The organism is Streptomyces guryensis (assembly GCF_021261325.1).
In the GTDB taxonomy this organism is placed as follows: Bacteria; Actinomycetota; Actinomycetes; order Streptomycetales; family Streptomycetaceae; genus Streptomyces; species Streptomyces guryensis.
In genome coordinates, this window is record NZ_JAJSBI010000004.1 from 163497 (window position 1) to 190008 (window position 26512).

Here is a 26512-nt window from a genome sequence, read left to right on the forward strand (position 1 = left end):
GGCGGCGGGGACGGGGGCGGTCGCAGGGGCGGGCCGTCCCCGTCCTCCGGTGCGGCTGGGAGGGGGTTCAGCCGCTGATCTCCTTGCGCGCGGATTCGCCGCTGATGGCGATCTTGCGGGGCTTGGCGCGCTCGGCGATCGGGATGCGCAGGGTGAGTACACCCGCGTCGTAGTCCGCCTTGATGTGCTCGGTGTCCAGGGTGTCGGCCAGTACGACCTGGCGGGAGAAGACGCCCAGGGGCCGCTCGGACAGCTCCATCTGCACGTCGTCCGCCTTGGTGACGGGACGCCGCTCGGCCTTGACGGTCAGCATGTTCCGCTCGACGTCGATGTCGATCGCGTCGGTGGCGACGCCGGGCAGGTCGAAGGCGATCACGTATTCCTCGCCCTCGCGGTAGGCGTCCATCGGCATCGGTGACGGACGTGTCCAGGTGCCGGTCGTGCCGAGGAGCTGCTGGGTGAGCCGGTCCAGTTCACGGAAGGGATCGGTGCGCATCAACATCGTCAAACACCTCCAGGGGTCAGGTCAGGCACTGTGCCAATGCGTTCACCTGCCATCGTTGTAACATGTCATCCAAGTGATGACAAGTCTGAAGTCATCGAGATGATGACACCTTGGTGGAGGCCCGATGACCAGGAACGATCAGCCCGCCCCCCGGGCCCGCGATCTCACGCCGACGTCCTTCCTCGCCGCCGCCACGGCACTGAACACGATCCGCGAGGCCCTGCACACCGCCCTGGCCCCGGCGGGCCCGGGCACCGGGCCCGGCGGGGCCAGCTCCGAGCAGGCACTCGCCGCGCTGCTGCTGCTGCGCGAAGCACGTGAGCAGCTCGCCGAATGGGAGCCGGGTCTGATCGAGGCCGCGCGGGAGGCGGGCGCCAGCTGGGCCGACCTGGCGCACCCGCTCGGCGTCTCCAGTCGTCAGGCCGCCGAACGCCGTTACCTGCGCGTGCGCCCCGGCCGTCCGGGGTCCACGGGCGAGCAGAGGGTACGAGCGACCCGCGACCGTCGCGCCGCGGACCGCAGCGTGATCGCGTGGGCCCGCGCCAACGCCGCCGCCCTGCGCCGCCTCGCCGGCCAGATCACCGCGCTCACCGACCTCCCCGCCGCCGCCGACGCCTCACTCGCCGAGCTCGGCACCGCTCTCGCCGACAACGACCCGGCCGCCCTCGTCGCCCCCCTGACGGACACGCACCCGTATCTCGCATCCGCCCATCCCGACCTCGCCGCGAGCGTCGACGGCCTCACCCGCCGCACCGAGCAACTACGCCGGAACAGCGGAGACCAGCGCCGAGACTGAGCTTGATGCACCACCTGAACAGCAATGATCACTCACAGTGAGCAGGTGGCACGGGTTCTCATCGCCTGTCGTCGACGAGGGGGGTGAGGACCTGTGCCTGGCGGGCGCGTGGGATGTGCGGGTGTTGCTGGTCGAGTCCGAAGGTGGTGAAGGCTGTGCGGGCGGGGAGGCGGTAGGTCTCTTTGCCGGTGAGGGAGTTGAGGATGGTGGCGGAGCGCCAGGCGGCGAGGCCGAGGTCGGGGGTGCCGACTCCATGGGTGTGGCGTTCGGCGTTCTGTACGTGGATGTGGCAGCCGGAGGCGCTGATGGCGGGGTCGAGGACGAGGCGGAAGTGTTCGTCGATGCGGGGGCGGTCGCGGCTGTCGCGGCGCAGGTAGGGGTCTAGGCCGGCGAGGAGGCGGTCGAGGGGGCGTTCGCGGTAGCCGGTGGCGAGGACGACGGCGTCGGTGGTGAGGCGGGAGCGGGAGTCCTGCTGCATGTGTTCGAGGTGGAGTTCGACTTTGGTGGTGGCGAGGCGTCCTGCGGTGCGGACGCGGACGCCGGGGGTGAGGACGACGTCGGGCCAGCCGCCGCCCAGGGTGCGGCCGTAGAGCTCGTCGTGGATGGCGGCGATGGTGTCGGCGTCGATGCCTTTGTGGAGCTGCCACTGGCTGGTGACGAGGCGGTCGCGGACTGCTTCGGGGAGGGCGTGGAAGTAGCGGGTGTAGTCGGGGGTGAAGTGTTCGAGGCCGAGTTTGGAGTACTCCATGGGCGCGAAGGCCTCGGTGCGGCCGAGCCAGTGGATTTTTTCGCGGCCGGTGGGGCGGGCGCGGAGCAGGTCGAGGAAGATCTCGGCGCCCGACTGTCCTGATCCGATGACGGTGACGTGGTCGGCGGCGAGGATGGTGTCGCGGTGGGCGAGGTAGTCGGCGGAGTGGACGACGGGTACGCCGGGGGCTTCGACGAGGGTCTTGAGGGGTTCGGGGACGTGGGGTTCGGTGCCGATGCCGAGGGCGATGTTGCGGGTGTGGGTGCGGCCGAGGGCTTGGGCTTCTCCGTCGGTGCCGAGCTGGGTGAAGTCGACTTCGAAGAGGTCGTGTTCGGGGTTCCAGCGGACGGCGTCGATCTGGTGGCCGAACTGGAGTCCGGGGAGGTTGGCTGCGACCCAGCGGCAGTAGGTGTCGTACTCGGTGCGCTGGATGTGGAAGCGCTCGGCGAAGTAGAAGGGGAAGAGGCGGTCGTGGGCCTTGAGGTGGTTGAGGAAGGTCCAGGGGCTGGCGGGGTCGGCGAGGGTGACCAGGTCGGCGAGGAAGGGGACCTGGATGCGGGCGCCGTCGATGAGGAGGCCGGGGTGCCAGGCGAAGGCGGGGCTCTGGTCGTAGAAGACGGCGTCGAGGTCGGTGAGGGGGTGGGCGAGGGCGGCGAGGGAGAGGTTGAAGGGGCCGATGCCGATGCCGACCAGGTCGCGGGGCGCGTCGGGCTCGTGGTGTGGGGGGTGTGAGTGCGGGGGCGTGCTCATCGGGGTGGTTCCTTCCACGGGTCTTCGGCGGAGTCTTCGGCGGGTTCGTCGACTACGCGGGCGGCTTCGTCTCAGGCGCTTCGTCTCAGGCGCTTCGTCACAGGCGCTTCGTCACAGGCGCTTCGTCACAGGCGCTTCGTCACAGGCGCTTCGTCACAGGCGCTTCGTCTCAGGCAGGTTCGTCTCAGGCAGGTTCGTCTCAGGCAGGTTCGTCTCAGGCGGGTTCGTCTCAGGCGGGTTCGTCGACGGCCTTCTCGACGAGGGCGAGGAGGGTGGCGAGGTCGTCGGGGCGGGTGGCGGGGTTGAGCAGGGTGGCTTTGAGCCAGAGGCGGCCGTCGAGGCGGGCGCGGCCGAGCACTGCGCGACCCTGGTGGAGCAGTTTTCGGCGTACGGCGGCGACGGCGTCGTCGGTGGTGTGTGCGGGCCGGAACAGGACCGTGCTGATCGTGGGGCGGTCGTGGAGCTCGAATCCCGGATGGTCCCGGACGAGGGCGGCGAACTCCTGTGCCCGGTCGCAGACTTGGTCGACCAGTGCGCCGAGGCCGGTGCGGCCGAGGGTTTTGAGGGTGACGGCGATCTTGAGGATGTCGGGGCGGCGGGTGGTGCGCAGGGAGCGGCCGAGGAGGTCGGGCAGGCCGGCTTCGGTGTCGTCGTCGGCGTTGAGGTAGTCGGCGTGCTGGTTCAGGGCGCATAGGTCGTGGGGGTCGCGTACGGCGAGGAGACCGGCCGGGACCGGCTGCCAGCCGAGTTTGTGCAGGTCGAGGGTGATGGTGTGGGCGTGGTCCAGGCCGGTGAGTTGTGCGCGGCGGCGGTCGCTGAAGTGGAGGCCTCCGCCGTAGGCCGCGTCGATGTGCAGGCGGGCGTGGTGGGCGGTGCACAGGGCGGCGATCTCGGGGAGGGGGTCGATGAGTCCGGCGTCGGTGGTGCCTGCGGTGGCGGCTACTACGACGGGGCCGGGGAGGGTGGTGAGGGCCTCGTCGAGGGCGGCGGGGTCGAGGGTGCCGGTGGGGGCGGGGACGGTCACGGGGTCGGGCAGGCCGAGGAGCCACGCGGCGCGGGGCAGTGAGTGGTGGGCGTTGGCGCCGTGGATGAGGCGGAGGCCGGCGCCGTGGGTCTCGCGGGCGAGGAGGAGGGCGAGTTGGTTGGCTTCGGTGCCGCCGGTGGTGATCAGGGCGTCGGGCGGGGCGCTGTGCGGGTCGGCGGGGGTGGCGTCGCCTGCGTAGACCGCGGCGGCGAGGGCGCGGGTCACGAGTGTCTCCAGCTCGGATGCCGCCGGGGCCTGGTCCCAGGAGTCGAGGGAGGGGTTGAGGACGCTTGCGGCGAGGTCGGCGGCGGTGGCGACGGCGAGGGGCGGGCAGTGCAGGTGAGCGGCGCACAGCGGGTCGGCGGGGTCGGCGGCGCCTTCGGCGAGGGCGTGCACGAGGGTGCGCAGGGCGTCGGGGTCGCCGTTGTGCGGCAGTACGTCGCCGACGGCGACCCGTACGCGGGCGGCGACGGCGGCCGGTCCGCCGGTGGGCAGGGGTCCGCCGCGTGCGTGTGCGCCCTCGTCGAGCGCTTGGAGCACGGTGTCGAGCAACGGCCGTAGGGCGCGGGGGCCTTCGGGGCCCGAGGCGAGGCTCGGTGTGCTCATGGGGTTCCTCCCGGGCGCGCGGGCAGAGGGAGTTCCAGCTTGTAGGTGGATTCCTGCGCGTGCCCGAGAGGTTCAACGATCAGAACCCGAAAGGGTGGCCCTGCGGGTCCCTGCGGGGCTTGGGCCGGGGGTGCTTCGGTGGGGTGTCGGCGGTGCCGCAGCCTGGGGGCTGCCGGCCTCAGACCCCCGCTTCGGCCCTGAAGGGGCGCCTCGTCCTCGAACGCCGGACGGGCTGGGAATGCCTACGCCTCCCGCACTCGCAACACCCGTGCCAGGTCGTCGAGTTCGTCGGCCAGGGTGCGGCGCAGGGACGGGATCGGGTCGGCGTCGTTGAGGCACTGCTCGCCGAGGTGCAGGTTCTCGGTGTCGACGGCGTGGGCGGGGAAGGCCCAGCGGCCGACGGCGGTGGCGATGGCGGGGCCGCGGCGGGCGGCGACGGTGACGGCGTCCTGGTAGTAGCGGGGGACGTACTCGCTTACCAGGTCGGTCTGTTCGGGCTGCCAGAAGCCGCGGGCGGTGGCGGTGAAGAGGTAGTTCGACAGGTCGGTGCGCTCGTCGCCGCCGAACATTGCCTGCCAGGCCCTGGCCTTGGCTTCGGCGTCGGGCAGGGCGGCGCGGCAGCGGGCGGCGCCTTCCTGGCCGGTGGCGGAGGGGTCGCGGTCGAGTTCGGCGGCGATGGCCTGCTCGTCGGTGGCGCCGAGGACGGCGAGGCGGGCGAGGACGCGCCAGCGCAGCTCGGGGTCGAGTTCGGGGCCGCCGGGGACGGTGCCGTCGGCGAGCCAGGCGGCGATGGTCTCGGGGTGGGCGGCGACGTCGATGAAGTGGCGTACGGCGATCAGCCGCAGGCCGGGGTTGTCGCCGTCCTCGGTGCGGCGGATGAGGTCGCGGCAGAGGGAGGTGAGGGTGGTGAGGGCTGCCGGGCGCTGCTCCGGGGTGAGGTGTCGGTCGGCGACCTTGGTGGTGGCGAAGGTGAGGACGCCTTGGGCGAGGGCGAGGTCGGTTTCGTGGGGGAGGTGGGTGCGGGCGGTGTCGAGGTACGCGGTGGGCGGGAGCTGGCCGTCGCGGACGGCGTCGCGCAGGGCGTTCCAGACGACGGCGCGGGTGAGGGGGTCTGGCAGGCCGGAGAGGCTGGTGCGGACGGCTTCGAAGGACTCGGTGTCGAAGCGGATCTTGGCGTAGGTGAGGTCGCCGTCGTTGAGGAGGAGCAGGGCGGGGCGTTTGCCGAGGGGCTCGGGTGTGGTGTGCGGGATGTCGAGGGCGAGGCGGTCGCGCAGGACGAGGTGGCGGCCCTCGTCGGCGACGTCCAGGTCGTAGAGGCCGACGGCGATGTGGTGCGGGCGGCTGCCGTTGTGTTCGACGGTGAGGGTGCAGGTGCCGTCGTCGCCGGGGGTCACCACGGGGGTGAGGGTGTCGACTCCGGTGGTGCGCAGCCAGGCGTCGGCCCAGGCGTGGACGTCGCGTTCGGTGGCGGAGGCGAGGGAGTCGATGAAGTCGGCGAGGGTGGCGTTGGCGAACTTGTGGCGGGCGAAGTGGGTGTTGATGCCGGCGAGGAAGTCCTTCTCGCCGAGCCAGGCGACGAGCTGGCGTAGTGCGGAGGCGCCCTTGGCGTAGGAGATGCCGTCGAAGTTGAGGAGGGCGGAGGCCGTGTCGTTGACGTTCTCGGGGGCTACGGGGTGGGTGGACGGGCGCTGGTCGGCGTCGTAGCCCCAGGCTTTGCGGGCGACTCCGAAGTCGGTCCAGGTGTCGGTGAAGCGGGTGGCCTCGGTGAGGGTCTGGTAGCCCATGTACTCGGCGAAGGACTCGTTCAGCCAGATGTCGTCCCACCAGCGGAGGGTGACGAGGTCGCCGAACCACATGTGTGCCATTTCGTGGGCGATGACCATGGCGCGGGTCTGGCGCTCGGTGTCGGTGACGGCGGAGCGGTAGACGAACTCGTCGCGGAAGGTGACCAGGCCGGGGTTCTCCATGGCGCCGGCGTTGAACTCGGGGACGAAGGCCTGGTCGTAGGAGTCGAAGGGGTAGGGCTCTTCGAACTTCTCGTGGTAGCGGTCGTAGCACTGCTTGGTGATCTCGAAGAGTTCCTCGGCGTCCGCGTCCAGATACGGCGCGAGGGAGCGGCGGCAGTGCAGGCCGAAGGGCAGGTCGCGGTGTTCGGTGCACACGGAGTGCCAGGGGCCGGCGGCGACGGCGACGAGGTAGGTGGAGATCAGGGGGGTGGTGGCGGCCTGCCAGCGGCCTTCGCCGAGGGGTTCGGTGATGCCGTTGGCGAGGACGCTCCAGCCTTCGGGGGCCTTCACGGTCAGGTCGAAGACGGCCTTGAGGTCGGGCTGGTCGAAGGCGGCGAAGACGCGCTGGACGTCCTCCATGAACAGCTGGGTGTAGAGGTAGGTCTCGCCGTCGGTGGGGTCGGTGAAGCGGTGCATGCCCTCGCCGGTGCGGGAGTAACGCATGCTCGCGTCGAGGTGCAGTTCGTGCTCGCCGGCGGTGAGGTTGTTCAGGGGGAGTCTGTTGCCGTCGAGGGTCTCGGGGTCGAGGGGCCGGCCGTCGAGGGTGGCGGAGCGCAGCTGGGCGGGCTTGAGCTCGATGAAGGTGTCCGCGTCCGTGCGTGCGGTGAAGCGGATGACGGTGCGGGAGTCGAAGGTCTCGTCGCCGGTGGTCAGATCGAGGTCGATCGTGTAGCGGTGGACGTCGAGGAGCCTGGCTCGGGTCTGCGCTTCGTCGCGCGTCAGTACGGACATGCGGGTAATGCTGCCCGATGGCGCTGACAAGGCACAGGGGCGGACCGGTACGCGGTCTATGTCCGTTCGCCTTCGAGCTCCCCGTTGTGCGCCTGGCTGAGGCGCTGGGCGGGGAGGTGGGCGTCGGGGTGGGGCAGGGCGGCGGGGCGGGGGGCGGGTCGGTCGGCCCCGGTGTGGTCCTTGACGAGGGCGCGCAGTTCGCGGACCTCCTGCTCCAGGGCGAGGTGGCGGCGGTGGGCGTCGTAGAGGTAGCGGACCTTGGTGCGCAGTGACCAGGGGTCGATGGGTTTCATGACGAGGTCGGCGACGCCGAGGGCGAAGGCGGTGGCGGTCAGGAACTGGTCGGGGCCGAAGCCGGTGAGCAGGATGACCGGGATGTGCTGGGTCTGTTCCACGCGGCGCATGTAGCGGACCACGTCCAGGCCGCTGACGCCGGGCATGCGGACGTCGAGCAGGAGGAGGCCGACCTGGCCGCGGAGGACCTGCTTGAGGGCCTCGTCACCGTTGGTGGCGCGGCCCAGCTGATAGCCCAGCGGGGCCAGGGCGCTCTCCAGGGCGTACAGGGTGTCCTCGTGGTCGTCCACGATGAGGATCTTGGCTTCCGGCATGGCCCGTCGTCCCTCCCGCGTGGACAACCAGCTTATGTCCGAGGTGCTGACGTGCCGTGGCCGTCAGCTGACAAGGAGTGCACAGCGCAGCATGCCCTCTGCGGGCCCCCCTGTCACTCCCCTGCGGCATTCACCGAGGTCAATTCGCCGTTTTTGCGGAGCCGTTCACGGCATCGTCCGCGATGCGTTCGTGGTGGCGGATGACTTCGGCGATGATGAAATTCAGGAACTTCTCAGCGAACGCCGGGTCCAGTTTGGCGCTTTCGGCGAGGGCGCGCAGGCGCTCGATCTGGCGGGCCTCGCGGGCCGGGTCGGCGGGCGGCAGCCTGTGCGCGGCTTTGAGGTGGCCGACCTGCTGGGTGGCCTTGAAGCGTTCGGCGAGCATGTGGATGACGGCTGCGTCGATGTTGTCGATGCTGTCGCGCAGCCGGGCGAGTTCCTCGCGGACGGCGGGGTCGACGTCGCGGGTGCCGGTGTTGCTGGTGGTCATGAGCGCCCAGCCTACGTGGCGGGCGAGGGTTCGATCATCGGTGGGTCGTCGGGGTCGGGGATGCGGTTGCTCCAGCCGCCGGGGACGGCGCGGTACTGCTGTGCGCGGAAGCGGACAGGTGGCATGCCGACGCGGCGGGTGAACAGGCGGGAGAAGTAGGCGGGATCGTCGTAGCCGACGCGGCGGGCGACGGCGGCGACGGGGAGTTCGGTGGCGGCGAGGAGTTCCTTGGCGCGGCCGAGGCGGATGCCGAGCAGGTAGTCCTTGGGGCTGCAGCCGGCGCCGCGGCGTACGGCGGTGCGCAGTTCGGCGGGGGTCATGGCGTGCCGGGCGGCGTGGTCGGCGACGGACAGGGGCAGGCAGGCGTCGCGGGCGAGGGCCTTGAGGAGCAGGTCGCCGTCGGGGGTGACGTCGGCTCTGGCGCGGCGCAGGGCGACGAGGAGTTCGTGGACGGCGGCGCCGGTCTCCACCTCCAGGAGGGGGTTGCCGCGGCGGGCGGCGCGGGCGATGCGGCCGATGACGGCGCGCGGGCCGGTGGCGTCGGAGAGGGGTACGACGGGGCGGTCGGGCTGGATGTAGCCGAGTTCGGTGTAGGTGGTGGTGGCGGGCCCGGTGAAGACGGCGAAGCCCTCGTCCCAGCCGGTGTCGGGGTCGGGTCCGTAGTGGTGCGGTATGCCGGGGGTGAGCCACAGCAGGGCGGGCGCGGTGACGGTGGTGCGGCGGCGGTCGGGGGTCTGGTACCAGCCGCCGCCGGTGTTGACGACGACGGCGACGTGGTGGTCGAGGGTGCGGGGGCCGACGGTGGGCAGCGCGCCGTACTGCAGGCCGACGCCGAGGCAGACGAGGCCGAGGCGGTGGTGGGCCGGTCCGGGGGTGAAGAACCGCATCCAGGTGTGGTACATCGCCTGCGCTCCTCCCGGCGTCGTTCGGGGCCGGTACCCGGGGGCCTGTTCGTGTCGTCGTCCGGCGGTCGTGTTTTCGTCCAAGCAGTGCTGATCTTTGTCCATGGACGGTGATCGATGCCAGGGGCGAGGCTGGGGGCCATGAGCGAGTTCACGGTGGGTGAGGCGGACTTCCTGCTGGACGGGCGGCCGGTGCGGCTGCTGTCCGGTGCGCTGCACTACTTCCGGGTGCACGAGGAGCAGTGGGGTCACCGGCTGGCGATGCTGCGGGCGATGGGCCTGAACTGCGTGGAGACGTATGTGCCGTGGAACCTGCACGAGCCGGGCCCGGGGTGCTTCGAGGACGTGCCGGCTCTGGGGCGTTTCCTGGACGCGGCCCGGCGGGCGGGGCTGTGGGCGATCGTGCGGCCGGGGCCGTACATCTGCGCCGAGTGGGAGAACGGCGGGCTGCCGCACTGGCTGACGGGTGAGCTGGGCACGCGCGTGCGTACGCGTGACGAGCGGTTCATGGGTCACCTGGAGCGCTGGTTCGGCGCGCTGCTGCCCCAGGTCGTGGAGCGGCAGATCGACCGCGGTGGCCCGGTGGTCATGGTGCAGGTGGAGAACGAGTACGGCAGCTACGGCTCGGATGCCGTGTATCTGCGCCGCCTGGCCGACCTGCTGCGGGAGGAGGGTGTCACGGTGCCGCTGGTCACCTCGGACGGCCCGGAGGACCACATGCTCAGCGGCGGGTGCGTGCCGGGTGTGCTCGCCACGGTGAACTTCGGCTCGCACGCGCGCGAGGGTTTCGAGACGCTGCGCCGGCACCGCCCGGAGGGGCCGCTGATGTGCATGGAGTTCTGGTGCGGCTGGTTCGACCACTGGGGCGGCGAGCACATCACCCGCGACGCCGAGGACGCCGCGGCCGCCCTGCGGGAGATCCTGGAGTGCGGGGCCTCGGTCAACCTCTACATGGCGCACGGCGGGACCAGCTTCGCCGGCTGGGCGGGCGCCAACCGGGGCGGTGGCGCGCTGCACGAGGGGGCATTGGAGCCCGACGTGACGTCGTACGACTACGACGCCCCGATCGACGAGTACGGACGGCCGACGGAGAAGTTCTGGCGGCTGCGTGAGGTCCTCGGCGAGTACGCCGGGGGTCCGCTGCCCGAGCTGCCGCCCGTCCCGGCGCGGTTGGGCGCGTCGGCCGGGGTGCGCCTGGACGCCTGGGCGCCGCTGGGTGTCGTACTGGAGGCGCGGGGAGGCCCGGAGTCGTCGGGGCCCGTGCCGCCGACCTTCGAGGAACTGGACGTGGACCGGGGGCTCGTCCGGTACGCGGTGACGGTGCCCGGGCCGCGGGATCCGTATCCGCTGACCGCGCGCGGCCTGCGGGATCTTGCGGTGGTGTACGTCGACGGGGAGCGGGCCGGTGTGCTCGCCGAGGGCGACGAGCAGCTCAAGGAGCCTGTCGCCGGGTACGCGCGCGTGGAGCTGTGGGTGGAGTCCCTGGGGCGGGTCAACTACGGGCCGCGCAGCGGGGAGCGCAAGGGGATCACCGGGGGCCTGCTGCACGAGCGGCAGTATCTGCACGGAGTACGCGCGCGTGGGCTGCGTCTGGATGCGCTGGACGACATCGGGGACGTCCCCCTCCAGCCGCTTGCCGGGGGCGGTGCCCCGGGGCTGTACCGGGGCACCGTCACGGTGCGGGGCGCCGGGGACGCGCGGCTCGAACTGCCGGGCTGGACCCGCGGATTCGCCTGGGTCAACGGGTTCAACCTGGGCCGCTACTGGTCGGCCGGCCCCCAGCGCTCCCTGTATGTGCCGGGTCCGGTGTTGCGTGAGGGCGACAACGAGGTGTGGCTGCTGGAGTTCGAGGAGGCGGCGGGCGGCGCGCTCCTGCGGGCTCTCCAGCGATCTCCAGGACGGGCGCCCTGGAACCCGGCCAGGGAAAATCCGCTCACCTCCCCGTAGAGTGGAATCGGGTTCAGGGCGTCTTGGGGGTTCAGGCGTGGCGAACGGCGGACCGGTCGAGCATGGCTACCCACACCTGGAGACGGTGCGGGCGGCCATCACCGCGCTCTACAGACGGTTGTCGTACGACACCATCCAGACGTTCTCCAGCAGCGTCCTGCCCGCCGATGTGGCCTTCTGCGACACCGACGACCTCCATCTGGGCGCGCAGCGGGTGGCCCGCGAGCTGGTGCGCCACTACCGCCTGCCGGAGGCCCGGCTGATCGTCGGCTTCCGCGAGATGCAGCACGCGGCGAACGTCGAACTCACCGCGGGGCCGGAGTACTTCGTCGAGCTGAACGACCGCTTCCGCACCCACCGCCGTGACATCGGCGCCGCTCTGGCCCACGAGATCATGCACGTCTATCTGCACCGCCTGGACCTGTCCTTCCCGGGCACCCGCGACAACGAGATCCTCACGGACACGGCGACGACCTACCTGGGCGCGGGCTGGCTGCTGCTGGACGCCTACCGGGAGGACTCGGCCTCCTCCCAGAAGCTCGGCTATCTGACCCCCGAGGAGTTCGGCTACGTCCTGGCGAAACGCGCGCTGGTCTTCCACGAGGACCCGTCGATCTGGTTCACCAGCCCCCAGGCCTACGAGGCGTACACCCGGGGCATGGCCCGGGCCCGCCAGGACGAGCAGCAGCCCCCGCTGACTGCGGCGGGCTGGGCGGGCCGCCGCCGTTACGCCCGCGACCGCCGGCACGCCCCCGGGCCCCAGCCCGGTGTGCCCTACACCTTCACCCCTGACGGCGGCGGCCGGCTGCGTGTCTCGTTCCCCTGTCCGACCTGCCACCAGAGGATCCGGGTGCCGGTACGGGGGCGGGTCCGCGCGCGGTGTGCGTTGTGCCGGACGGTGCTGGAATGTGACACCTAGGGGCACCCGGGGGTGCTGTTCTGCTCCCGGCGCCGCGGTGAGGTCGGGGGCTCCGCCCCCGGGCCCCGTTCGGCCTGAACGGCCTCGTCCTCAGACGCCGGACGGGCTGAAGGAGTGTGAGCGCGCTCAGGCTCCGTGCACCGCCCCGGGCTCCGGCGCCTCCGCCAGGAGCTTCAGCGCTGTCTCGCCCGCCTCCCCGGGGCTCCAGCGCGCGCCCTTGTCGGCGCTCGGGCCCGGCCGCCAGCCCTCCATGACCGTGATCCGGCCTCCCTCCGCCTCGAACACGCGCCCGCTCACACCGGCGCTCGCGGCGGAGCCGAGCCAGACCACGAGAGGGGAGACGTTCTCGGGAGCCATCGCGTCGAAGCCGGACGTGGGTGCCGTCATCGTGTCGGCGAAGGTGCGTTCCGTCATCCGCGTCCGGGCCGCGGGCGCGACGGCGTTGACCTGGACGCCGTACCGTGCCAGTTCGGCCGCCGCGACCAGCGTCAGTCCGACGATGCCGGCCTTCGCGGCGCTGTAGTTGCCCTGCCCGACCGACCCCAGCAACCCGGCTCCGCTGCTGGTGTTGACGATCCTGGCCGTCGGCATGCGGCCCGCCTTGGCCTCGGCCCGCCAGTGCGCGGCGGCATGCTTCAGGGGCAGGAAGTGGCCCTTGAGATGGACGCGCAGGACGGCGTCCCAGTCGTCCTCGTCGAGGTTGACGAGCATCCGGTCGCGCAGGAAGCCGGCGTTGTTGACGAGGGTGTCGAGCCGGCCGTACGTCTCCAGGGCGGTCGCGATCAGGGAGGCGGCCCCTTCGGTGGTGGCGACGTCGCCGCCGTGGGCGACCGCCTCGCCGCCGGCCGCACGGATCTCGTCCACCACCCGCCCGGCCGGACTGTCGGGGCCGGGCGCCCCGTCGAGGCCCACCCCCAGGTCGTTGACGACCAGCCGGGCGCCCTCCGCCGCGAACACGCGCGCGTGGGCTCGGCCGAGGCCGCGGCCGGCACCGGTGACGACCACGACCCGCCCGTCGCAGATTCCGCTCATCTCAGGTCTCCTTGTTGGCTGTTGCCGCATCCAGGAACGCCGGCCGCTCCCCTCCCCCGTGCACCAGCAGACTCGCCCCGCTGATGTACGCGGCCGCGTCGGAGGCCAGGAACACGGCGGCGGCGCCGACGTCGGCGGGTGCGGCCAGCCGGCCGAGCGGCACCGTGCGGGAGACCGCCTCGATGCCGTCCTCATCGCCGTAGTGGAGGTGGGCCAGCTCGGTGCGGACCATGCCGACGACGAGGGTGTTGACGCGGACCTGCGGCGCCCACTCCACCGCCATCGAGCGGGCGAGGTTCTCCAGGCCGGCCTTGGCCGCCCCGTAGGCCGCCGAACCGGGCGACGGGCGGCTGCCGCTGACGCTGCCGATCATCACGACGGTGCCCTTCACCCGCCTGAGGTGTTCGTACGCGGCCAGGGATGCCGTCAGCGGCGCGATGAGGTTCAGCTCCAGTACGCGCGCGTGCCGCTCGGGGTCCGCGTCGGCCAGCAGCCGGTACGGCCCGCCGCCCGCGTTGTTGACCAGGACGTCGAGCCGGGGCAGCGCGTCGAAGAAGGTGCGGACGGCGGGCGGGTCACGCAGGTCGAGCGGCGCGAACTCGACGCCCTCGACCGGGACTTCGGGCGGCCTGCGCGCACAGGCGACGACATGCGCACCGGCCTCGGCGAAGGCCCGGGCGATCCCGGCTCCGACGCCGCGGGTGCCGCCGGTGACGACCACGGCCCTGCCGCTCAGCTGCGGCCGGGGCAAGTTATCCACAGGACTCCCGCTCCGATCGGACGGCTGCTAGCTTCAAAGCCTCGCACCTAACAAATGTTTGGTGGAAGGGCGTTGGTTGGAAAGGTAGCTGATGTGCCCATGGGTGTCTCCACCTCGTCCCCGGAAAACTCCTCTGCGGGAAAGGGGCCCGGAAACGACGGAATCGCCGTGGTGACGGTCGACTTCCCGCCGGTGAACGCGCTGCCGGTGGACGGCTGGTTCGCCCTGGCCGACGCGGTGCGCGCGGCCGGCCGCGACCCGCGGGTGCGGTGCGTGGTGCTGGCCGCGGCGGGGCGGGGGTTCAACGCGGGCGTGGACATCAAGGAGATACAGACGCACGGGCCGAGCGCGCTGACCGGCGCCAACCGCGGCTGCTTCGAGGCGTTCGCGGCGGTGTACGAGTGCGCGGTGCCCGTGGTGGCGGCGGTGCAGGGCTTCTGCCTGGGCGGCGGGATCGGGCTGGTGGGGAACGCGGACGTGATCGTGGCGAGCGAGGACGCCACCTTCGGACTGCCCGAGCTGGACCGGGGCGCCCTGGGCGCCGCCACGCACCTGTCCCGGCTGGTCCCGCAGCACCTGATGCGCGCGCTTTACTACACCTCCCGCACCGCGACCGCCGCCGAGCTGCACGCGCACGGCTCGGTGTGGCGGGTGGTGCCGCGGGAGGAACTGCACGCCGCCGCCCTGGAGCTGGCGCGCGAGATAGCCGCCAAGGACGGGGAGCTGCTGCGTCTGGCCAAGGCCGCCATCAACGGCATCGACCCGGTCGACGTGCGCCGCAGCTACCGCTTCGAACAGGGCTTCACCTACGAGGCGAGCGTGGCCGGGGTGGCCGACCGAGTGCGTGACACGTTCGGCAAGGACGACACCGTCGGCAAGGAAGAGGACGAAGGGAGGGTGCACAGGAGTGAGTGACAAGACGACGACCGCCGAGCAGGTCGTCTCCCGTCTGCAGAGCGGAATGACCCTCGGCATCGGCGGCTGGGGTTCCCGACGCAAACCGATGGCCCTGGTCAGGGCGCTGCTGCGGTCCGACATCGGCGATCTGACCGTCGTCTCGTACGGCGGCCCGGACGTCGGCATGCTCGCCGCCGCCGGACGGATCCGGAAACTGGTCGCGCCCTTCGTCACCCTCGACTCCATCCCGCTCGAACCGCACTACCGCACGGCCCGGGAGGGCGGTGCCTTCGAGCTGATGGAGATCGACGAGGCGATGTTCATGTGGGGGCTGCACGCGGCGGCGAACCGGCTGCCGTTCCTGCCCGTGCGGGCCGGGATCGGCTCGGATGTGATGCGGGTCAACCCCCGGCTGCGGACGGTGACTTCGCCCTACGAGGACGGGGAGACGTTCGTGGCGATGCCGGCCCTGCGGATGGACGCGGCGCTGGTGCACGTGGGCCGCGCCGACCGGCTGGGCAACGGGCAGTACCTGGGCCCCGACCCGTACTTCGACGACCTGTTCTGCGAGGCGGCGGACGCGGCGTACGTGTCGTGCGAACGGATCGTCGACACCGCCGAGTTGACGAAGGAGGCCGCACCGCAGACCTTGCTCATCAAGCGCCATACGGTGACCGGGGTCGTCGAGGCGCCGAACGGCGCCCACTTCACGTCCTGCGCTCCCCACTACGGCCGGGACGAGGCGTTCCAGACGACGTACGCGACCACCCCGTGGCCGGAGTTCGCGGCGCGGTTCCTGGGCGGGGACGAGCAGGCGTACCAGTCAGCGGTCAGGGAGGAGTCATGAACGACGTCACCCGCGCCCCTCTGCTCGCGCCCACCCGTGCCGAGTACTGCGTGATCGCCTGCGCCGAGGCCTGGCGGGACAACGGCGAGGTGCTCGCCAGCCCCATGGGGCTGATCCCGTCCGTCGGCGCCCGTCTCGCCCGGCTCACCTTCTCCCCGGACCTGCTGCTGACCGACGGCGAGGCGACGCTGGTCCGCCCGGACGGAACCACCGAGGGCTGGCTGCCCTACCGGCAGCACCTCACCCTGGTCGGCGGCGGCCGTCGGCACGTGATGATGGGCGCGAGCCAGATCGACCGGTTCGGCAACCAGAACATCTCGTGCATCGGCGACTGGGAACGGCCGAAGCGGCAGTTGCTCGGGGTGCGGGGCGCCCCCGTCAACACCCTCAACAACCCGACCAGTTACTGGGTGCCGAGGCATTCGCGCCGTGTGTTCGTCGAGAAGGTCGACATGGTCTGCGGAGTCGGATACGACCGTGCGGCCGGTGCGCGCTACCACCGCATCCCGCGTGTCGTCTCCGATCTGGGCGTCTTCGACTTCGCCACCCCCGACCACTCGATGCGACTCGCCTCACTGCACCCGGGTGTCACGGTGGAGCAGGTCAGGGAGGCGACCGGCTTCGACCTGGCCGTCCCGGACGAGGTGCCGTCGACCCGGGAGCCGACCGCCGAGGAGCTGCGGCTGGTCCGCGAGGTGATCGACCCGGCCGGCAGTCGCGCCAGGGAGGTCGGATCGTGAGGGAGACGGCTTTCACCCGGCTGGTCGGGGTGCGGCACCCGATCGTGCAGACGGGCATGGGCTGGGTGGCGGGCCCCCGCCTGGTCTCGGCGTCGGCGAACGCGGGCGCGCTGGGCGTCCTGGCCTCCGCGACCATGACCGTCGACCGGCTGCGCGAGGCGATACGGGAGGTCAAGTCCCGTACGGACGCGCCGTTCGGGGTCAACCTCCGCGCGGATGCGGGCGACGCGGGCGACCGGGTTCGCGTCCTCGTCGACGAGGGCGTCCGGGTCGCGTCCTTCGCCCTCGCGCCCTCCCCCGAGCTGATCGCGGAGCTGAAGGAGGCGGGTGTGGTCGTCATGCCCTCCATAGGTGCCCGACGGCACGCCGAGAAGGTCGCGGCGTGGGGCGCGGACGCCTTGATCGTGCAGGGCGGTGAGGGCGGCGGGCACACCGGCGAGGTGGCGACGACGGTGCTGCTGCCGCAGGTGGTGGACGCGGTGCGGATACCGGTCGTGGCGGCGGGCGGCTTCTTCGACGGACGGGGGCTGGTCGCCGCGCTGGCGTACGGGGCGGCGGGGGTCGCGATGGGCACACGGTTCCTGCTGACGTCGGACTCGACGGTGCCGGACGCGGTGAAGGCGAGGTACCTGGCGGCGACCGTGCGGGACATCACCGTGACCACGGCGGTGGACGGCCTGCCCCACCGGATGCTGCGCACCGACCTGGTGGACGCCCTGGAACGGTCCGGTCGCGCGCGTGCCCTCTTCCACGCCGTCCGCCGGGCGGCCGGCTTCCGGAAGCTGTCCGGGTCGACCTGGCGGCAGATGGTGCGCGACGGGCTCGCCCTGAAGCACGGCAAGGAGCTGTCCTGGAGTCAGGTCCTGCTCGCCGCGAACACCCCGATGCTGCTGAAGTCGGCGATGGTGGACGGCCGTACCGACCTCGGGGTGATGGCGTCCGGGCAGGTCGCCGGGGTGATCGGGGATCTGCCGTCGTGTGCGGAACTGGTGGCGGGGGTGATGGCCCAAGCGGAGGAAATCATCGGTGAGCTGGCACCGGGCGGTGCTTCAATGCGCTCTTGACGGAGACGATCAGCGAGCCCTGGGGGCTCAGTGTTTTTGGTGCGGGCAGTGTGCGGGTCGAGCCGCAGCTGGTCCGGGTGAAGCTGTCCGTGGACGTGCTGGAGCCCTTGCCCGACAAGGCGTTCCAGGAGGCGGGCGCCGCGGTGGCACGGCTGCGTGAGGTGCTGCGCGGGCACGGGATACCCGACGCTTCGGTGTCCGGCTCCCGGCTCAAACTCAGCTCGGAGTACTCCGGTTACAGCGCCGACCGCACGTTCCTCGGGTACCGCTGCCAGGCCTCGTACGTCATCGAGACCGAGGCGCTCGACGACCTCCAGCAGCTGATCGTGGACGCGGTCGACGCCGGTGCGCACCAGATCGACGACGTCGACTTCGACGTCCACGACAAGCCCGCGCTGCGGGACGAGGCACGCCGCAAGGCGGTGGCCGCCGCCCGCCGCAAGGCCGAGGTGTACACGGAGGCGGCGGGCGTGCCGCTCGGCACGGTGCTGCACATCCAGGACGTGGACTCGGAGTCGTACGAGCTCCGCCAGTACCGGGGTCATGGTGGCGGCGGTGGCAGCTCGGCGGGCGATCTGGCACCGGGCATGGTGGAGGTGTCCGCGGGCGTGGTGCTGGGCTTCTCCCTCGGCCGCTGACGCCCCTGGCCGCCGCGCGGGACGACACTCAGAGCCGTTCGATGACCGTCACGTTCGCCTGGCCGCCCCCCTCGCACATGGTCTGGAGGCCGAAGCGGCCGTCCGTGCGCTCCAGTTCGTGCAGCAGGGTCGTCATCAGCTTGACGCCCGTCGCGCCCAGAGGGTGCCCCAGGGCGATCGCGCCGCCGTTGACGTTGACCTTGCCGGGGTCGGCGCCGGTCTCCTTCAGCCAGGCCAGGACGACCGGCGCGAAGGCCTCGTTGATCTCCACGAGGTCGATGGCGTCGATGGTCAGGCCGGTCTTCTTCAGGGCGTGGGCCGTGGCCGGGATGGGAGCGGAGAGCATACGGACCGGGTCCTCGCCCCGGGCGGACAGGTGGTGCACGCGCGCGCGCGGCGTCAGCCCGTGCTCGCGCACCGCCCGCTCCGAGGCCAGCAGCATCGCCGCCGCCCCGTCGGAGACCTGGGAGGAGCAGGCGGCGGTGATGGTGCCGCCGTCGAGGACCGGCTTGAGCCCGGCCATCTTCTCCAGGGAGGTGTCCCGGCGAGGGCCCTCGTCGACGGCGACCGGTCCGTAGGCGACGGTCTCGCGGTCGAAGCGGCCCTCGTCGATGGCCCGCAGCGCCCGCTGATGGGACCTGAGCGCGAACTCCTCCTGGTCCCGGCGGCTGATTCCCCACTTCGCGGCGATCATCTCGGCGCCGACGAACTGGTTCACCGGCTGGTCCCCGTACCGCGCCCGCCAGCCCACGCTGCCCGCGAAGGGGCCTTCGGTGAACCCCAGGGGTTCGGCGGCCCGGCGGGTCGCGAAGGCGATGGGGATCTGCGACATGTTCTGCACGCCGCCCGCGACCACCAGGTCCTGGGTGCCGGACAGCACACCCTGTGCCGCGAAGTGCACGGCCTGCTGCGAGGAGCCGCACTGCCGGTCGATGGTCACGCCCGGCACCTCCTCCGGCAGCCCGGCCGCCAGCCAGCAGGTCCGCGCGATGTCCCCGGCCTGCGGCCCCACCGTGTCCAGACAGCCGAACACGACGTCCTCGACAGCGGCCGGATCCACCCCCGAGCGGGCCATCAGTTCCTTCAGCACATGGGCGCCGAGGTCGGCCGGGTGAACCCCGCTCAGTCCGCCCCCGCGCCGCCCGACGGGCGTACGGACCGCTTCGACGATATAGGCCTCGGCCATGGCAACTCCCCGGCTTCCCCATGGGTCATGTGCGTACGGCGATCCCGTCCAGCACCATCGACAGGTACTGCCGGGCGATCTCTTCGGGACTGTGCTGTCCGCCGGGCCGGTACCAGGACGCTGCCACCCACACGGTGTCGCGCACGAACCGGTAGGTGAGCCGGACGTCCAGGTCGGCGCGGAAGACCTGGGCGGCGACCCCGCGCTCCAGGGTGGCCAGCCACGCCTTCTCGAACTTGCGCTGCGACTCGGCGAGGAACGCGAACCGCTCCTGCGCGAGCAGCTGCCTGCTCTCCTTCTGGTAGATCGCGACGGCCGCGCGGTGCCGGTCGATCTCCCGGAACGACTCGGTGACCAGGGCCTCCAGGGTCTCCCGCGGTCCCAGCTCGGCGTCCAGGACGGTGTCGTAGCCGCCCCAGAGCTCGTCGAGGAAGGTGCGCAGGATCTCCTCCAGCATCGATTCCTTGGAGTCGAAGTGGTAGTAGAGGCTGCCCGCGAGCATGCCCGCGTGGTCCGCGATCTTGCGTACGGTGGTGGCGTTGTAGCCCTGCTCGGCGAAGACCTCGGCGGCGGTGTCGAGGAGTTCGCGGCGCCGGGCGGGTGCGGCGGTCACCTGGGGCTTCTTCTTGGTCGGCACGGGTCCATTGTCGTCCGCTCCGGTCCTCAGGCGTGCTGACTGCTGACGGAGACGACTTCCCCGGTCAGGTACGAGGAGTAGCCGGAGGCCAGGAACACGATCACGTTGGCCACTTCCCAGGGCTGTGCGTAGCGGCCGAAGGCCTCGCGTGCGGTCAGTTCCTCCAGCAGTTCGGGCGTCGTCACCTTCACCAGGTGCGGGTGCATGGCGAGGCTCGGGGAGACGGCGTTGACCCGCACCCCGTACTCGGCGGCCTCGATCGCCGCGCACCGGGTCAGAGCCATCACGCCCGCCTTCGCCGCGGCGTAGTGGGCCTGTCCGGCCTGGGCGCGCCAGCCGACGACGGAGGCGTTGTTGACGATCACGCCGCCCCGTCCGTCCGCCCGCATCAGCCGCAATGCCGCCCGGGTGCACCGGAAGGTGCCGTTCAACGTCACGTCAAGGACGCGGGCCCACTGCTCGTCGCTCATGTCGACCAGATCCGAAGTGCCGCCCAGGCCGGCGTTGTTGACCACGACGTCCAGTCGCCCATGCTCCCGCACGGCGGCCTCGAACAGCGCCTGCACCTGGCCCTCGTCGGTGACGTCGCACGGCAGGGCGGCGACCGACGTGGCCCCGAACTCGGACGCGAGCTCGGCCTCGTACTCCTTGAGGCGCCGCACATGCGCGTCGCCGATCAGCACGCGCGCGCCCTCCTCCAGGAAGCGCCGTGCGGTCGCGCCGCCGATGCCCGCACCGGCCGCCGCGGTGATGACGGCGGTGCGCCCCTTCAGCAGCCCGTGCCCCGGCTCGTACACGGGGCTCTCGACGACTGTCATAGCCCCACGCTAACCTACCAAACACTTGTTAGGGAAGGATGGCAGCCGATGGATCTCGCCTTCACACAGGAAGAGGATGCCTTCCGCGCCGAGGCCCGGGCCTGGCTCGCGGACCGGGTGCCGCGCGCCCCCCTGCCGTCCCTGGAGACCGCGGAGGGCTTCGCGGCCCACCGCGCATGGGAGGCCGAACTGGCCGCGGACCGCTGGTCGGTCGTCAACTGGCCGACGGCGTACGGAGGAAGGGACTCCGGCCTGATCCGGTGGCTGGTCTTCGAGGAGGAGTACTGGGCGGCGGGCGCCCCGGGCCGGGTCGGTCAGAACGGGATCAGTCTGCTCGCCCCGACCCTCTTCGACCACGGCACCGAGGAGCAGAGAGCGCGGGTTCTGCCGCCCATGGCCACGGGCGAGGTGGTCTGGGCACAGGCGTGGTCGGAGCCGGAGGCGGGTTCGGACCTGGCGTCGCTGCGGTCGAGGGCGGTGCGCACGGACGGGGGCTGGCTGCTGAGCGGGCACAAGACGTGGTCGTCGCGGGCCGCCTTCGCGGACCGCGCCTTCGGTCTGTTCCGCAGCGACCCGGAGGCCCCCAAGCCCCACCAGGGTCTTACCTACCTGATGTTCGACCTGCGCGCGCCCGGCGTCACGGTCCGTCCGATCGGCCGCCTCGACGGAAAACCGGCGTTCGCCGAGCTCTTCCTGGACGAGGTGTTCGTGCCGGACGAGGACGTGATCGGCGCGCCCGGCGAGGGCTGGCGGATCGCGATGTCGACAGCGGGCAACGAGCGGGGCCTGATGCTCCGCTCCCCCGGCCGTTTCCTGGCGGCAGCGGAGCGACTTCGCCGTCTCTGGCAGCGGCAGGGATGCCCGCCCTCCGCCGAGGCCCAGGTGGCGGACGCCCTGATCGGCGCCCGGGCCTACCGCCTCTTCACCTTCGCCGCCGCCTCCCGCTTCCTGGAGGGCGGCTCCATCGGCCCGGAGTCCAGCCTGAACAAGGTCTTCTGGTCCGAGTACGACATCGCGCTGCACGAGACGGCCCTCGATCTGCTCGGCGAACAGGGCGAGGCGGCGGACTCGGAGTGGGCCGAGGGCTATGTCTTCTCCCTGGCCGGCCCGATCTACGCGGGCACGAACGAGATCCAGCGCGACATCATCGCCGAGCGCCTGCTCGGCCTGCCGAAGGGGCGCCGCTGATGAGCGCTCCGCTGGGTGTGCCTCGGTGGTTCGCGTGTCGTCTGCGGCGCCGTCGTGGCTTGGCGCGCCCGCGCGGCGGTAGCCGCATGTTCAACGCAGTCCCGCGCCCCTTCAGGGCGCTTCCGAACCGCACCGCAATTCCGCCGCCCGAAGGAATGCCGAAGGTTCCGAAGGGACGCTGCTGATGCGATTCCTCCTTGACGCCGAGCAGCGCGCGTTCGCCGGCTCGCTGGACGCCATGCTGACAGCCGCCGACACGCCTTCGGTCGTACGGGACTGGAGCCGCGGCGAGCACACGAGCGGCCGCGCGCTGTGGTCCCGTCTCGCGGAGGCGGGTGTCTTCGCGCTGGCGGTGCCCGAGGAGTACGGCGGCCTCGGCCCCCGTCCCGTGGAACTCGCCGTCGCGTTCGTCGAGTTGGGGCGGCATGCGGTACCGGGCCCACTGGTGGAGACGGTCGCGGCGGCCGCCGTGCTCGCTGCGCTGAACGACACCGGTCCGGCCGAACGCCTGCTGCCCGCACTGTCCTCCGGGGAGTCGGCGGCCACGCTCGCTACGGGGCCGTACGCGCTGGACGCGGACATGGCGGACGTACGGCTGACCGTGGCGGCAAGGGACACCGAGCTGCGCCTCGCTCCCCCGCCCGGCCGCCCGCACCCCTCCCTCGATCCCGCCCGCCGCCTCTTCGAGCCGGCGCCCGGCGGGGAACTGCTCGCCGCCGGTCCGCAGGTCGCCGAAGCCGTCGCCCATGGCCTGACCTGGGCTCGCCTCGCCACCTCCGCCCAGTGCCTGGGCGGCGGACTGGCGCTCCTGGACAGAACCGTCGCCTACGTCCGGCAGCGCACCCAGTTCGGTGTCCCCATAGGTTCCTTCCAGGCCGTCAAGCATCAACTGGCCGACGCGAAGACCGCGTTGGAGTTCGCCCGCCCCCTGCTGTTCGGCGCCGCGCTCTCCATGACCCCTGCCGACGTGGCCGCCGCCAAGGTCACGGCGTCCGAGGCGGCGTACGCCACCGCCCGTACGGCGCTCCAGCTGCACGGCGCGATCGGCTACACCGCGGAGTACGACCTGTCCCTGTGGCTGACCAGGGCCCGCGCCCTGCGCACCGCGTGGGGCGGGCCCGAGGAGTGCCGGGCCCTGGTCCTCAGTAGTGGTGATCGCCGCTGGTGAGTTCCCGGTACTCCTCCACGGTCGGCTTCGGGATGTGCGACTCCGACCCGAACATCACCCGGGCCAGCCGGGCGCGCACCCGCTGCCCGGGCTTGACCGGCCGCCGTACACCGTTGGCGTCGACGAGCGGACCGATCTCGTAGGGCGGGCTCTGCTCGTGCTGGGTGAGGGTGAACAGCTCGTCCTGCGCGAGGGGTTCGTGGACCTCGACGAACTCGCCGTGCGGCAGCCGTCTGATGGTGCCGCTCTCCCTGCCGTGCAGCACCTTGTCCCGGTCCCGGCGCTGCAGGCCCATGCAGACCCGTTTGGTGACGAGGAACGTGACGACCGGCGCCAGGAAGAAGGAGATCCGCACGAACCAGGTGATCGAGTTGATGGACAGATGCAGATGGGTGGCCACGATGTCGTTGCCGCCACCGATCAGCAGCACGGCGTACAGGGCCAGCCAGGCCGCGCCGAGGCCGGTGCGGACCGGCATGTTGCGCGGGCGGTCCAGGATGTGGTGCTCGCGTTTGTCGCCGGTGATCCAAGCTTCGGCGAAGGGATACAGACCGAGGGCGAGCAGGAGCAGCGGGAAGAGCGTGAAGGGGATGAAGACACCCAGGGCGAGCGTGTGGCCCCAGAGGTTGATCTCCCATCCCGGCATCACCCGGATCAGGCCCTCGGAGAAGCCTAGATACCAGTCGGGCTGGGCGCCCGTCGTCACCAGGTCCGGGCGGTAGGGGCCGAAGGCCCACACGGGGTTGATGCTGGCGATGCCGCCCATGAGCGCCAGCACACCGAAGACGAGGAAGAAGAAGCCGCCCGCCTTGGCCATGTAGACGGGCAGGAAGGGCATGCCGACGACCGTCTTCTGGTCCCGTCCGGGCCCCGGGTACTGGGTGTGCTTGTGGTAGAAGACCAGGATCAGATGGGCGACGACCAGGCCCAGCATGATCCCCGGCAGCAGCAGGACATGGACCGGGAAGAGCCGCGAGATGATGTCGTGCCCGGGGAACTCGCCGCCGAACAGGAACATCGACAGATACGTCCCGACGATCGGGATCGAGAGGATCGCGCCGTCGGCGAAGCGGATGCCGGTGCCGGACAGCAGGTCGTCGGGGAGCGAGTAGCCGGTCAGGCCGGTGATGATGCCGAGGAACAGCAGGGTCCAGCCGAACAGCCAGTTGAGCTCGCGCGGTTTGCGGAACGCGCCGGTGAAGAACACCCGCATCATGTGCACGAGCATGCCGGTGACGAAGACCAGCGCCGCCCAGTGGTGGATCTGCCGGATCAGCAGCCCGCCGCGCACATCGAAGCTGATGTCGAGCGTGGACTCGTAGGCCCGGGTCATGGTGATGCCGTTGAGCGGGACGTACGAGCCGTGGTAGATCACCTCGACGCCGCTCGGCTCGAAGAACAGGGTGAGGTAGATGCCGGTGAGGATCAGGATGAGAAAGCTGTAGAGGCAGATCTCCCCCAGCATGAAGGACCAGTGGTCCGGGAAGACCTTGCGCATGTTGGCCTTGGCCAGCCCGTACAGACCCAGCCGCCCGTCGGCCCAGTCCGCGATCTTCTCACCCGTGCCCGCCGGCTCCCTGCGCGCGGAGCCGGCCGCCTCGTTCCCCGATCGTGCGCCGTCCATACGTTCGTCGCCTCCCCGTCGGATCATCCTCAGGGTGGCACGGCGTCCGGGGTAAGCCAACGGTAAGGACAGCCGTACGAGTGACTCGCGCCGGCCGCGGGCTCTCAGGCCTGCCGCACGATCCCCTGGGCTCGCGCGGCGACCAGCCACTGCGGGAACTCCCCGACCAGCCGGTCGTACAGCTCCGCGTCGGTCACCTGGCCCGGATCCGATCCGGCGTGGAAGAAGCCGGCGTTGTCGACGACCCGCTTCTGCGGCACCGCCAGCTCGTCGAGCTTGCGCAGGAAGTCGAACTGCTTGCTGCCCGGGTCCCCGAAACCCACGAACTGCCAGAACAGCGGCAGCCTGGCCGCCTTGCACAGATGGCGTTCCGCGGCGAGCTTGTTGATCGGGCCGCCGTCGGTCTGGAACACGACGAGGGCGGGGGCGGTCGAGCCGCTGTCGAGGTAGTGGTCGATGACCGCGTCCATCGCCAGGTGGTAGCTGGTCTTGCCCATGTGCCCGAGCCCGGCCACGATCTTCTCGATCCGGCCCTGGTGGCCGGCGAGCGCGATGTCGGTCTCCGCGTCGACGTCCGTCGAGAAGAAGACCACCGGCACCCGTCCGTCGTCGTCGAGATGCGCGGACAGCCCCAGCACCCGGTCGGCGAGGGCCTGCACACTGCCGTCCTTGTAGTACGGCTTCATCGACCCGGAGTAGTCGACGACGAGGTACACCGCGGCCCGCAGCCCGTCCAGCCCGTGCTTCTGGAGCGACACCCCGGCGCTCTTGTACAGGCTGACCAGCGCGGGGGCGGTCTCCTCGATCTTGCGGAGACTGATCGCGGCCATGCTTCCCCCTTCGTCCGTGCCGAGGTTACGACACGCCGACCCCGCCCCACCCTCCGCCCACCGGCGTTCGCTATTTTGTTCGCCGCCGTCCCCACCGGCTCGCCGCCCGTCCCACCCCCTCCGAGGAGCCGGCTGTGGAATCCGAGTCCACCGTCACCACCTGCTACCGCCATCCCAAGGTGGAGTCCCACGTCCGCTGCACCCGCTGCGACCGGTACATCTGCCCGGACTGCATGCGGGAGGCGGCCGTCGGCCACCAGTGCGTGGAGTGCGTGAAGGAGGGCGCGCGGTCGGTGCGGCAGGCGCGTACGGCGTTCGGCGGCCGGATCGCGACGGCGCCCGTGGTGACGTACGTCCTGATCGGGCTCAATGTCCTCGCGTACCTGGGCGAGTTGGTGCGTTCGTCGATCGTGGACCGCTTCGAGATGCTGGGGCGCGGGCTGGTCGGACCGGACGGCGGCCACTACATGTGGATGGCCGACCACCCCTCCGACTACCACGCCGAAGGCGTCGTCGCCGGCGAGTGGTACCGGCTGCTGACCGGCGCGTTCCTGCATCTGCCGGTCTCCGAGGGGACGTTCGGGATCCTGCACATCGTGATGAACATGCTGACGCTGTGGAACATCGGCCGGGTGGTGGAGTCCCAGCTCGGCCGCGTCCGCTACCTCACGCTCTATCTGCTGTCCGCGCTCGGCGGCTCGGTCCTCGTGCTGCTGATCGCGCCGGACACCCCCACCCTCGGCGCGTCCGGGGCGATCTTCGGGCTCGGGGCGGCGTACTACGTGATGGCCCGGCGTCTCGGCGCCGACATGGGCCAGGTCAACCGCTTCATGGCGGGTCTGCTGCTGTGGCTGCTGATCTCCGCCGGCCTCACGTCCTGGCAGGGTCACCTCGGCGGCCTGCTGGCGGGCGGCGTGGTGACACTGGCGTACGCGTACGCGCCACGTGAGCGCCACCGCTCCCTGATCCAGGCGAGCGCATGCGTCGCCCTGCTGGCGCTGCTGGTGATCCTCACGGTCGCGAAGGCCACGGAACTGGCAGCCTGAGGGG

The 26512-nt window shown here is 71.4% G+C and carries 25 protein-coding genes; 11 read left to right on the plus strand and 14 right to left on the minus strand.

Features of this window, described 5'->3' with window-relative positions; all coding sequences use genetic code 11:
• Positions 1 to 67: 67 nt before the first annotated feature.
• Positions 68 to 502 carry an Hsp20/alpha crystallin family protein gene (locus tag LJ657_RS10280; protein ID WP_232648118.1) on the minus strand — a complete coding sequence of 145 codons (435 nt, stop codon included), beginning with the start codon at positions 500 to 502 and terminating at the stop codon, positions 68 to 70.
• Positions 503 to 629: 127 nt separating this feature from the next.
• Between LJ657_RS10280 and LJ657_RS10285 the strand changes: the two genes are divergently transcribed.
• Positions 630 to 1301: a type III effector protein gene (locus LJ657_RS10285; protein ID WP_232648119.1), complete on the plus strand. Its 672-nt coding sequence runs from the start codon at positions 630 to 632 to the stop codon at positions 1299 to 1301.
• Between the two features lie 58 nt (positions 1302 to 1359).
• On the opposite strand, the gene LJ657_RS10290 is transcribed toward LJ657_RS10285, so the two are convergent.
• The 6 genes from LJ657_RS10290 to LJ657_RS10315 form a co-directional block, all read right to left on the minus strand.
• Positions 1360 to 2799, minus strand: a complete 1440-nt coding sequence (locus LJ657_RS10290) for a lysine N(6)-hydroxylase/L-ornithine N(5)-oxygenase family protein (protein WP_232648120.1) — start codon at positions 2797 to 2799, stop codon at positions 1360 to 1362.
• A 229-nt stretch (positions 2800 to 3028) separates the two neighbouring features.
• On the minus strand, positions 3029 to 4429 hold the full coding sequence (locus LJ657_RS10295) for a pyridoxal phosphate-dependent decarboxylase family protein (protein WP_232648121.1): 1401 nt from the start codon (positions 4427 to 4429) through the stop codon (positions 3029 to 3031).
• A gap of 242 nt (positions 4430 to 4671) precedes the next feature.
• Positions 4672 to 7167 (minus strand): aminopeptidase N, encoded by a 2496-nt coding sequence (pepN, locus tag LJ657_RS10300; RefSeq protein ID WP_232648122.1) that lies wholly within the window; start codon positions 7165 to 7167, stop codon positions 4672 to 4674.
• A 56-nt stretch (positions 7168 to 7223) separates the two neighbouring features.
• On the minus strand, positions 7224 to 7775 hold the full coding sequence (locus LJ657_RS10305) for a response regulator (RefSeq protein WP_232648123.1): 552 nt from the start codon (positions 7773 to 7775) through the stop codon (positions 7224 to 7226).
• A 139-nt stretch (positions 7776 to 7914) separates the two neighbouring features.
• A complete protein-coding gene (locus LJ657_RS10310) occupies positions 7915 to 8265 on the minus strand; it encodes a chorismate mutase (protein WP_099928096.1) in 351 nt (116 codons plus the stop codon).
• 11 nt (positions 8266 to 8276) lie between these two features.
• Positions 8277 to 9167, minus strand: a complete 891-nt coding sequence (locus tag LJ657_RS10315; RefSeq protein ID WP_232648124.1) for a helix-turn-helix domain-containing protein — start codon at positions 9165 to 9167, stop codon at positions 8277 to 8279.
• A 141-nt stretch (positions 9168 to 9308) separates the two neighbouring features.
• On the opposite strand from LJ657_RS10315, the gene LJ657_RS10320 reads away from it, so the two are divergent.
• Complete coding sequence (locus tag LJ657_RS10320; protein WP_232648125.1) at positions 9309 to 11114, plus strand: glycoside hydrolase family 35 protein; 1806 nt, start codon at positions 9309 to 9311, stop codon at positions 11112 to 11114.
• A gap of 37 nt (positions 11115 to 11151) precedes the next feature.
• Positions 11152 to 12033, plus strand: coding sequence for a hypothetical protein (locus LJ657_RS10325; RefSeq protein WP_232648126.1), 882 nt, complete (start codon positions 11152 to 11154; stop codon positions 12031 to 12033).
• A 126-nt stretch (positions 12034 to 12159) separates the two neighbouring features.
• On the opposite strand, the gene LJ657_RS10330 is transcribed toward LJ657_RS10325, so the two are convergent.
• Both LJ657_RS10330 and LJ657_RS10335 read right to left on the minus strand, forming a co-directional pair.
• Positions 12160 to 13065, minus strand: a complete 906-nt coding sequence (locus tag LJ657_RS10330) for an SDR family oxidoreductase (RefSeq protein ID WP_232648127.1) — start codon at positions 13063 to 13065, stop codon at positions 12160 to 12162.
• A 1-nt stretch (position 13066) separates the two neighbouring features.
• A complete protein-coding gene (locus tag LJ657_RS10335; protein ID WP_232648128.1) occupies positions 13067 to 13825 on the minus strand; it encodes an SDR family oxidoreductase in 759 nt (252 codons plus the stop codon).
• Positions 13826 to 13924: 99 nt separating this feature from the next.
• On the opposite strand from LJ657_RS10335, the gene LJ657_RS10340 reads away from it, so the two are divergent.
• From LJ657_RS10340 to LJ657_RS10360, 5 genes are read left to right on the plus strand one after another with little or no spacing between them, the layout of a single operon-like run.
• Positions 13925 to 14740: an enoyl-CoA hydratase family protein gene (locus LJ657_RS10340; protein WP_232648129.1), complete on the plus strand. Its 816-nt coding sequence runs from the start codon at positions 13925 to 13927 to the stop codon at positions 14738 to 14740.
• Positions 14733 to 15569 carry a CoA transferase subunit A gene (locus tag LJ657_RS10345; RefSeq protein WP_232648130.1) on the plus strand — a complete coding sequence of 279 codons (837 nt, stop codon included), beginning with the start codon at positions 14733 to 14735 and terminating at the stop codon, positions 15567 to 15569. Before LJ657_RS10340 ends, LJ657_RS10345 begins: the two co-directional genes overlap by 8 nt.
• Positions 15566 to 16309 carry a CoA-transferase subunit beta gene (locus LJ657_RS10350; RefSeq protein WP_232648131.1) on the plus strand — a complete coding sequence of 248 codons (744 nt, stop codon included), beginning with the start codon at positions 15566 to 15568 and terminating at the stop codon, positions 16307 to 16309. The genes LJ657_RS10345 and LJ657_RS10350 overlap by 4 nt, the downstream gene beginning before the upstream one ends.
• Positions 16306 to 17373 (plus strand): NAD(P)H-dependent flavin oxidoreductase, encoded by a 1068-nt coding sequence (locus LJ657_RS10355; protein ID WP_232648132.1) that lies wholly within the window; start codon positions 16306 to 16308, stop codon positions 17371 to 17373. The genes LJ657_RS10350 and LJ657_RS10355 overlap by 4 nt, the downstream gene beginning before the upstream one ends.
• A complete protein-coding gene (locus LJ657_RS10360; protein ID WP_232648133.1) occupies positions 17370 to 18011 on the plus strand; it encodes an SIMPL domain-containing protein in 642 nt (213 codons plus the stop codon). Before LJ657_RS10355 ends, LJ657_RS10360 begins: the two co-directional genes overlap by 4 nt.
• 28 nt (positions 18012 to 18039) lie before the next feature.
• Here LJ657_RS10360 and LJ657_RS10365 read toward each other — a convergent pair whose 3' ends face one another.
• From LJ657_RS10365 to LJ657_RS10375, 3 genes are read right to left on the minus strand one after another with little or no spacing between them, the layout of a single operon-like run.
• Positions 18040 to 19197 carry an acetyl-CoA C-acetyltransferase gene (locus LJ657_RS10365; RefSeq protein WP_232648134.1) on the minus strand — a complete coding sequence of 386 codons (1158 nt, stop codon included), beginning with the start codon at positions 19195 to 19197 and terminating at the stop codon, positions 18040 to 18042.
• A 25-nt stretch (positions 19198 to 19222) separates the two neighbouring features.
• Positions 19223 to 19834 carry a TetR/AcrR family transcriptional regulator gene (locus LJ657_RS10370; RefSeq protein ID WP_232648135.1) on the minus strand — a complete coding sequence of 204 codons (612 nt, stop codon included), beginning with the start codon at positions 19832 to 19834 and terminating at the stop codon, positions 19223 to 19225.
• 26 nt (positions 19835 to 19860) lie between these two features.
• On the minus strand, positions 19861 to 20652 hold the full coding sequence (locus LJ657_RS10375) for an SDR family oxidoreductase (protein ID WP_232648136.1): 792 nt from the start codon (positions 20650 to 20652) through the stop codon (positions 19861 to 19863).
• Between the two features lie 48 nt (positions 20653 to 20700).
• Between LJ657_RS10375 and LJ657_RS10380 the strand changes: the two genes are divergently transcribed.
• Both LJ657_RS10380 and LJ657_RS10385 read left to right on the plus strand, forming a co-directional pair.
• Positions 20701 to 21840, plus strand: coding sequence for an acyl-CoA dehydrogenase family protein (locus LJ657_RS10380; RefSeq protein WP_232648137.1), 1140 nt, complete (start codon positions 20701 to 20703; stop codon positions 21838 to 21840).
• Between the two features lie 184 nt (positions 21841 to 22024).
• The gene (locus LJ657_RS10385) at positions 22025 to 23008 is read left to right on the plus strand and encodes an acyl-CoA dehydrogenase family protein (RefSeq protein WP_232648138.1); all 984 of its coding nucleotides are present in this window, start codon (positions 22025 to 22027) and stop codon (positions 23006 to 23008) included.
• Here the strand turns inward: LJ657_RS10385 and qcrB are convergent.
• Positions 22983 to 24632 carry a cytochrome bc1 complex cytochrome b subunit gene (qcrB, locus tag LJ657_RS10390; RefSeq protein ID WP_232648139.1) on the minus strand — a complete coding sequence of 550 codons (1650 nt, stop codon included), beginning with the start codon at positions 24630 to 24632 and terminating at the stop codon, positions 22983 to 22985. The genes LJ657_RS10385 and qcrB overlap by 26 nt on opposite strands.
• Before the next feature lie 104 nt (positions 24633 to 24736).
• Positions 24737 to 25462, minus strand: a complete 726-nt coding sequence (locus LJ657_RS10395; protein WP_232648140.1) for a vWA domain-containing protein — start codon at positions 25460 to 25462, stop codon at positions 24737 to 24739.
• Between the two features lie 134 nt (positions 25463 to 25596).
• On the opposite strand from LJ657_RS10395, the gene LJ657_RS10400 reads away from it, so the two are divergent.
• Positions 25597 to 26508, plus strand: coding sequence for a rhomboid family intramembrane serine protease (locus LJ657_RS10400; RefSeq protein ID WP_232648141.1), 912 nt, complete (start codon positions 25597 to 25599; stop codon positions 26506 to 26508).
• Positions 26509 to 26512: the final 4 nt, after the last annotated feature.

Coding starts and splice junctions, on each gene's coding strand:
- LJ657_RS10315 (WP_232648124.1), bottom strand. CDS start 9,167: ATGTACCACACCTGGATGCGGTTCTTCACCCCCGGACCGGCCCACCAC.
- LJ657_RS10380 (WP_232648137.1), top strand. CDS start 20,701: ATGGATCTCGCCTTCACACAGGAAGAGGATGCCTTCCGCGCCGAGGCC.
- LJ657_RS10295 (WP_232648121.1), bottom strand. CDS start 4,429: ATGAGCACACCGAGCCTCGCCTCGGGCCCCGAAGGCCCCCGCGCCCTA.
- qcrB (WP_232648139.1), bottom strand. CDS start 24,632: ATGGACGGCGCACGATCGGGGAACGAGGCGGCCGGCTCCGCGCGCAGG.
- LJ657_RS10365 (WP_232648134.1), bottom strand. CDS start 19,197: ATGGCCGAGGCCTATATCGTCGAAGCGGTCCGTACGCCCGTCGGGCGG.
- LJ657_RS10290 (WP_232648120.1), bottom strand. CDS start 2,799: ATGAGCACGCCCCCGCACTCACACCCCCCACACCACGAGCCCGACGCG.
- LJ657_RS10340 (WP_232648129.1), top strand. CDS start 13,925: ATGGGTGTCTCCACCTCGTCCCCGGAAAACTCCTCTGCGGGAAAGGGG.
- LJ657_RS10385 (WP_232648138.1), top strand. CDS start 22,025: ATGCGATTCCTCCTTGACGCCGAGCAGCGCGCGTTCGCCGGCTCGCTG.
- LJ657_RS10375 (WP_232648136.1), bottom strand. CDS start 20,652: ATGACAGTCGTCGAGAGCCCCGTGTACGAGCCGGGGCACGGGCTGCTG.
- LJ657_RS10350 (WP_232648131.1), top strand. CDS start 15,566: ATGAACGACGTCACCCGCGCCCCTCTGCTCGCGCCCACCCGTGCCGAG.
- LJ657_RS10310 (WP_099928096.1), bottom strand. CDS start 8,265: ATGACCACCAGCAACACCGGCACCCGCGACGTCGACCCCGCCGTCCGC.
- LJ657_RS10330 (WP_232648127.1), bottom strand. CDS start 13,065: ATGAGCGGAATCTGCGACGGGCGGGTCGTGGTCGTCACCGGTGCCGGC.
- LJ657_RS10395 (WP_232648140.1), bottom strand. CDS start 25,462: ATGGCCGCGATCAGTCTCCGCAAGATCGAGGAGACCGCCCCCGCGCTG.
- LJ657_RS10285 (WP_232648119.1), top strand. CDS start 630: ATGACCAGGAACGATCAGCCCGCCCCCCGGGCCCGCGATCTCACGCCG.
- LJ657_RS10280 (WP_232648118.1), bottom strand. CDS start 502: ATGTTGATGCGCACCGATCCCTTCCGTGAACTGGACCGGCTCACCCAG.
- LJ657_RS10305 (WP_232648123.1), bottom strand. CDS start 7,775: ATGCCGGAAGCCAAGATCCTCATCGTGGACGACCACGAGGACACCCTG.
- pepN (WP_232648122.1), bottom strand. CDS start 7,167: ATGTCCGTACTGACGCGCGACGAAGCGCAGACCCGAGCCAGGCTCCTC.
- LJ657_RS10320 (WP_232648125.1), top strand. CDS start 9,309: ATGAGCGAGTTCACGGTGGGTGAGGCGGACTTCCTGCTGGACGGGCGG.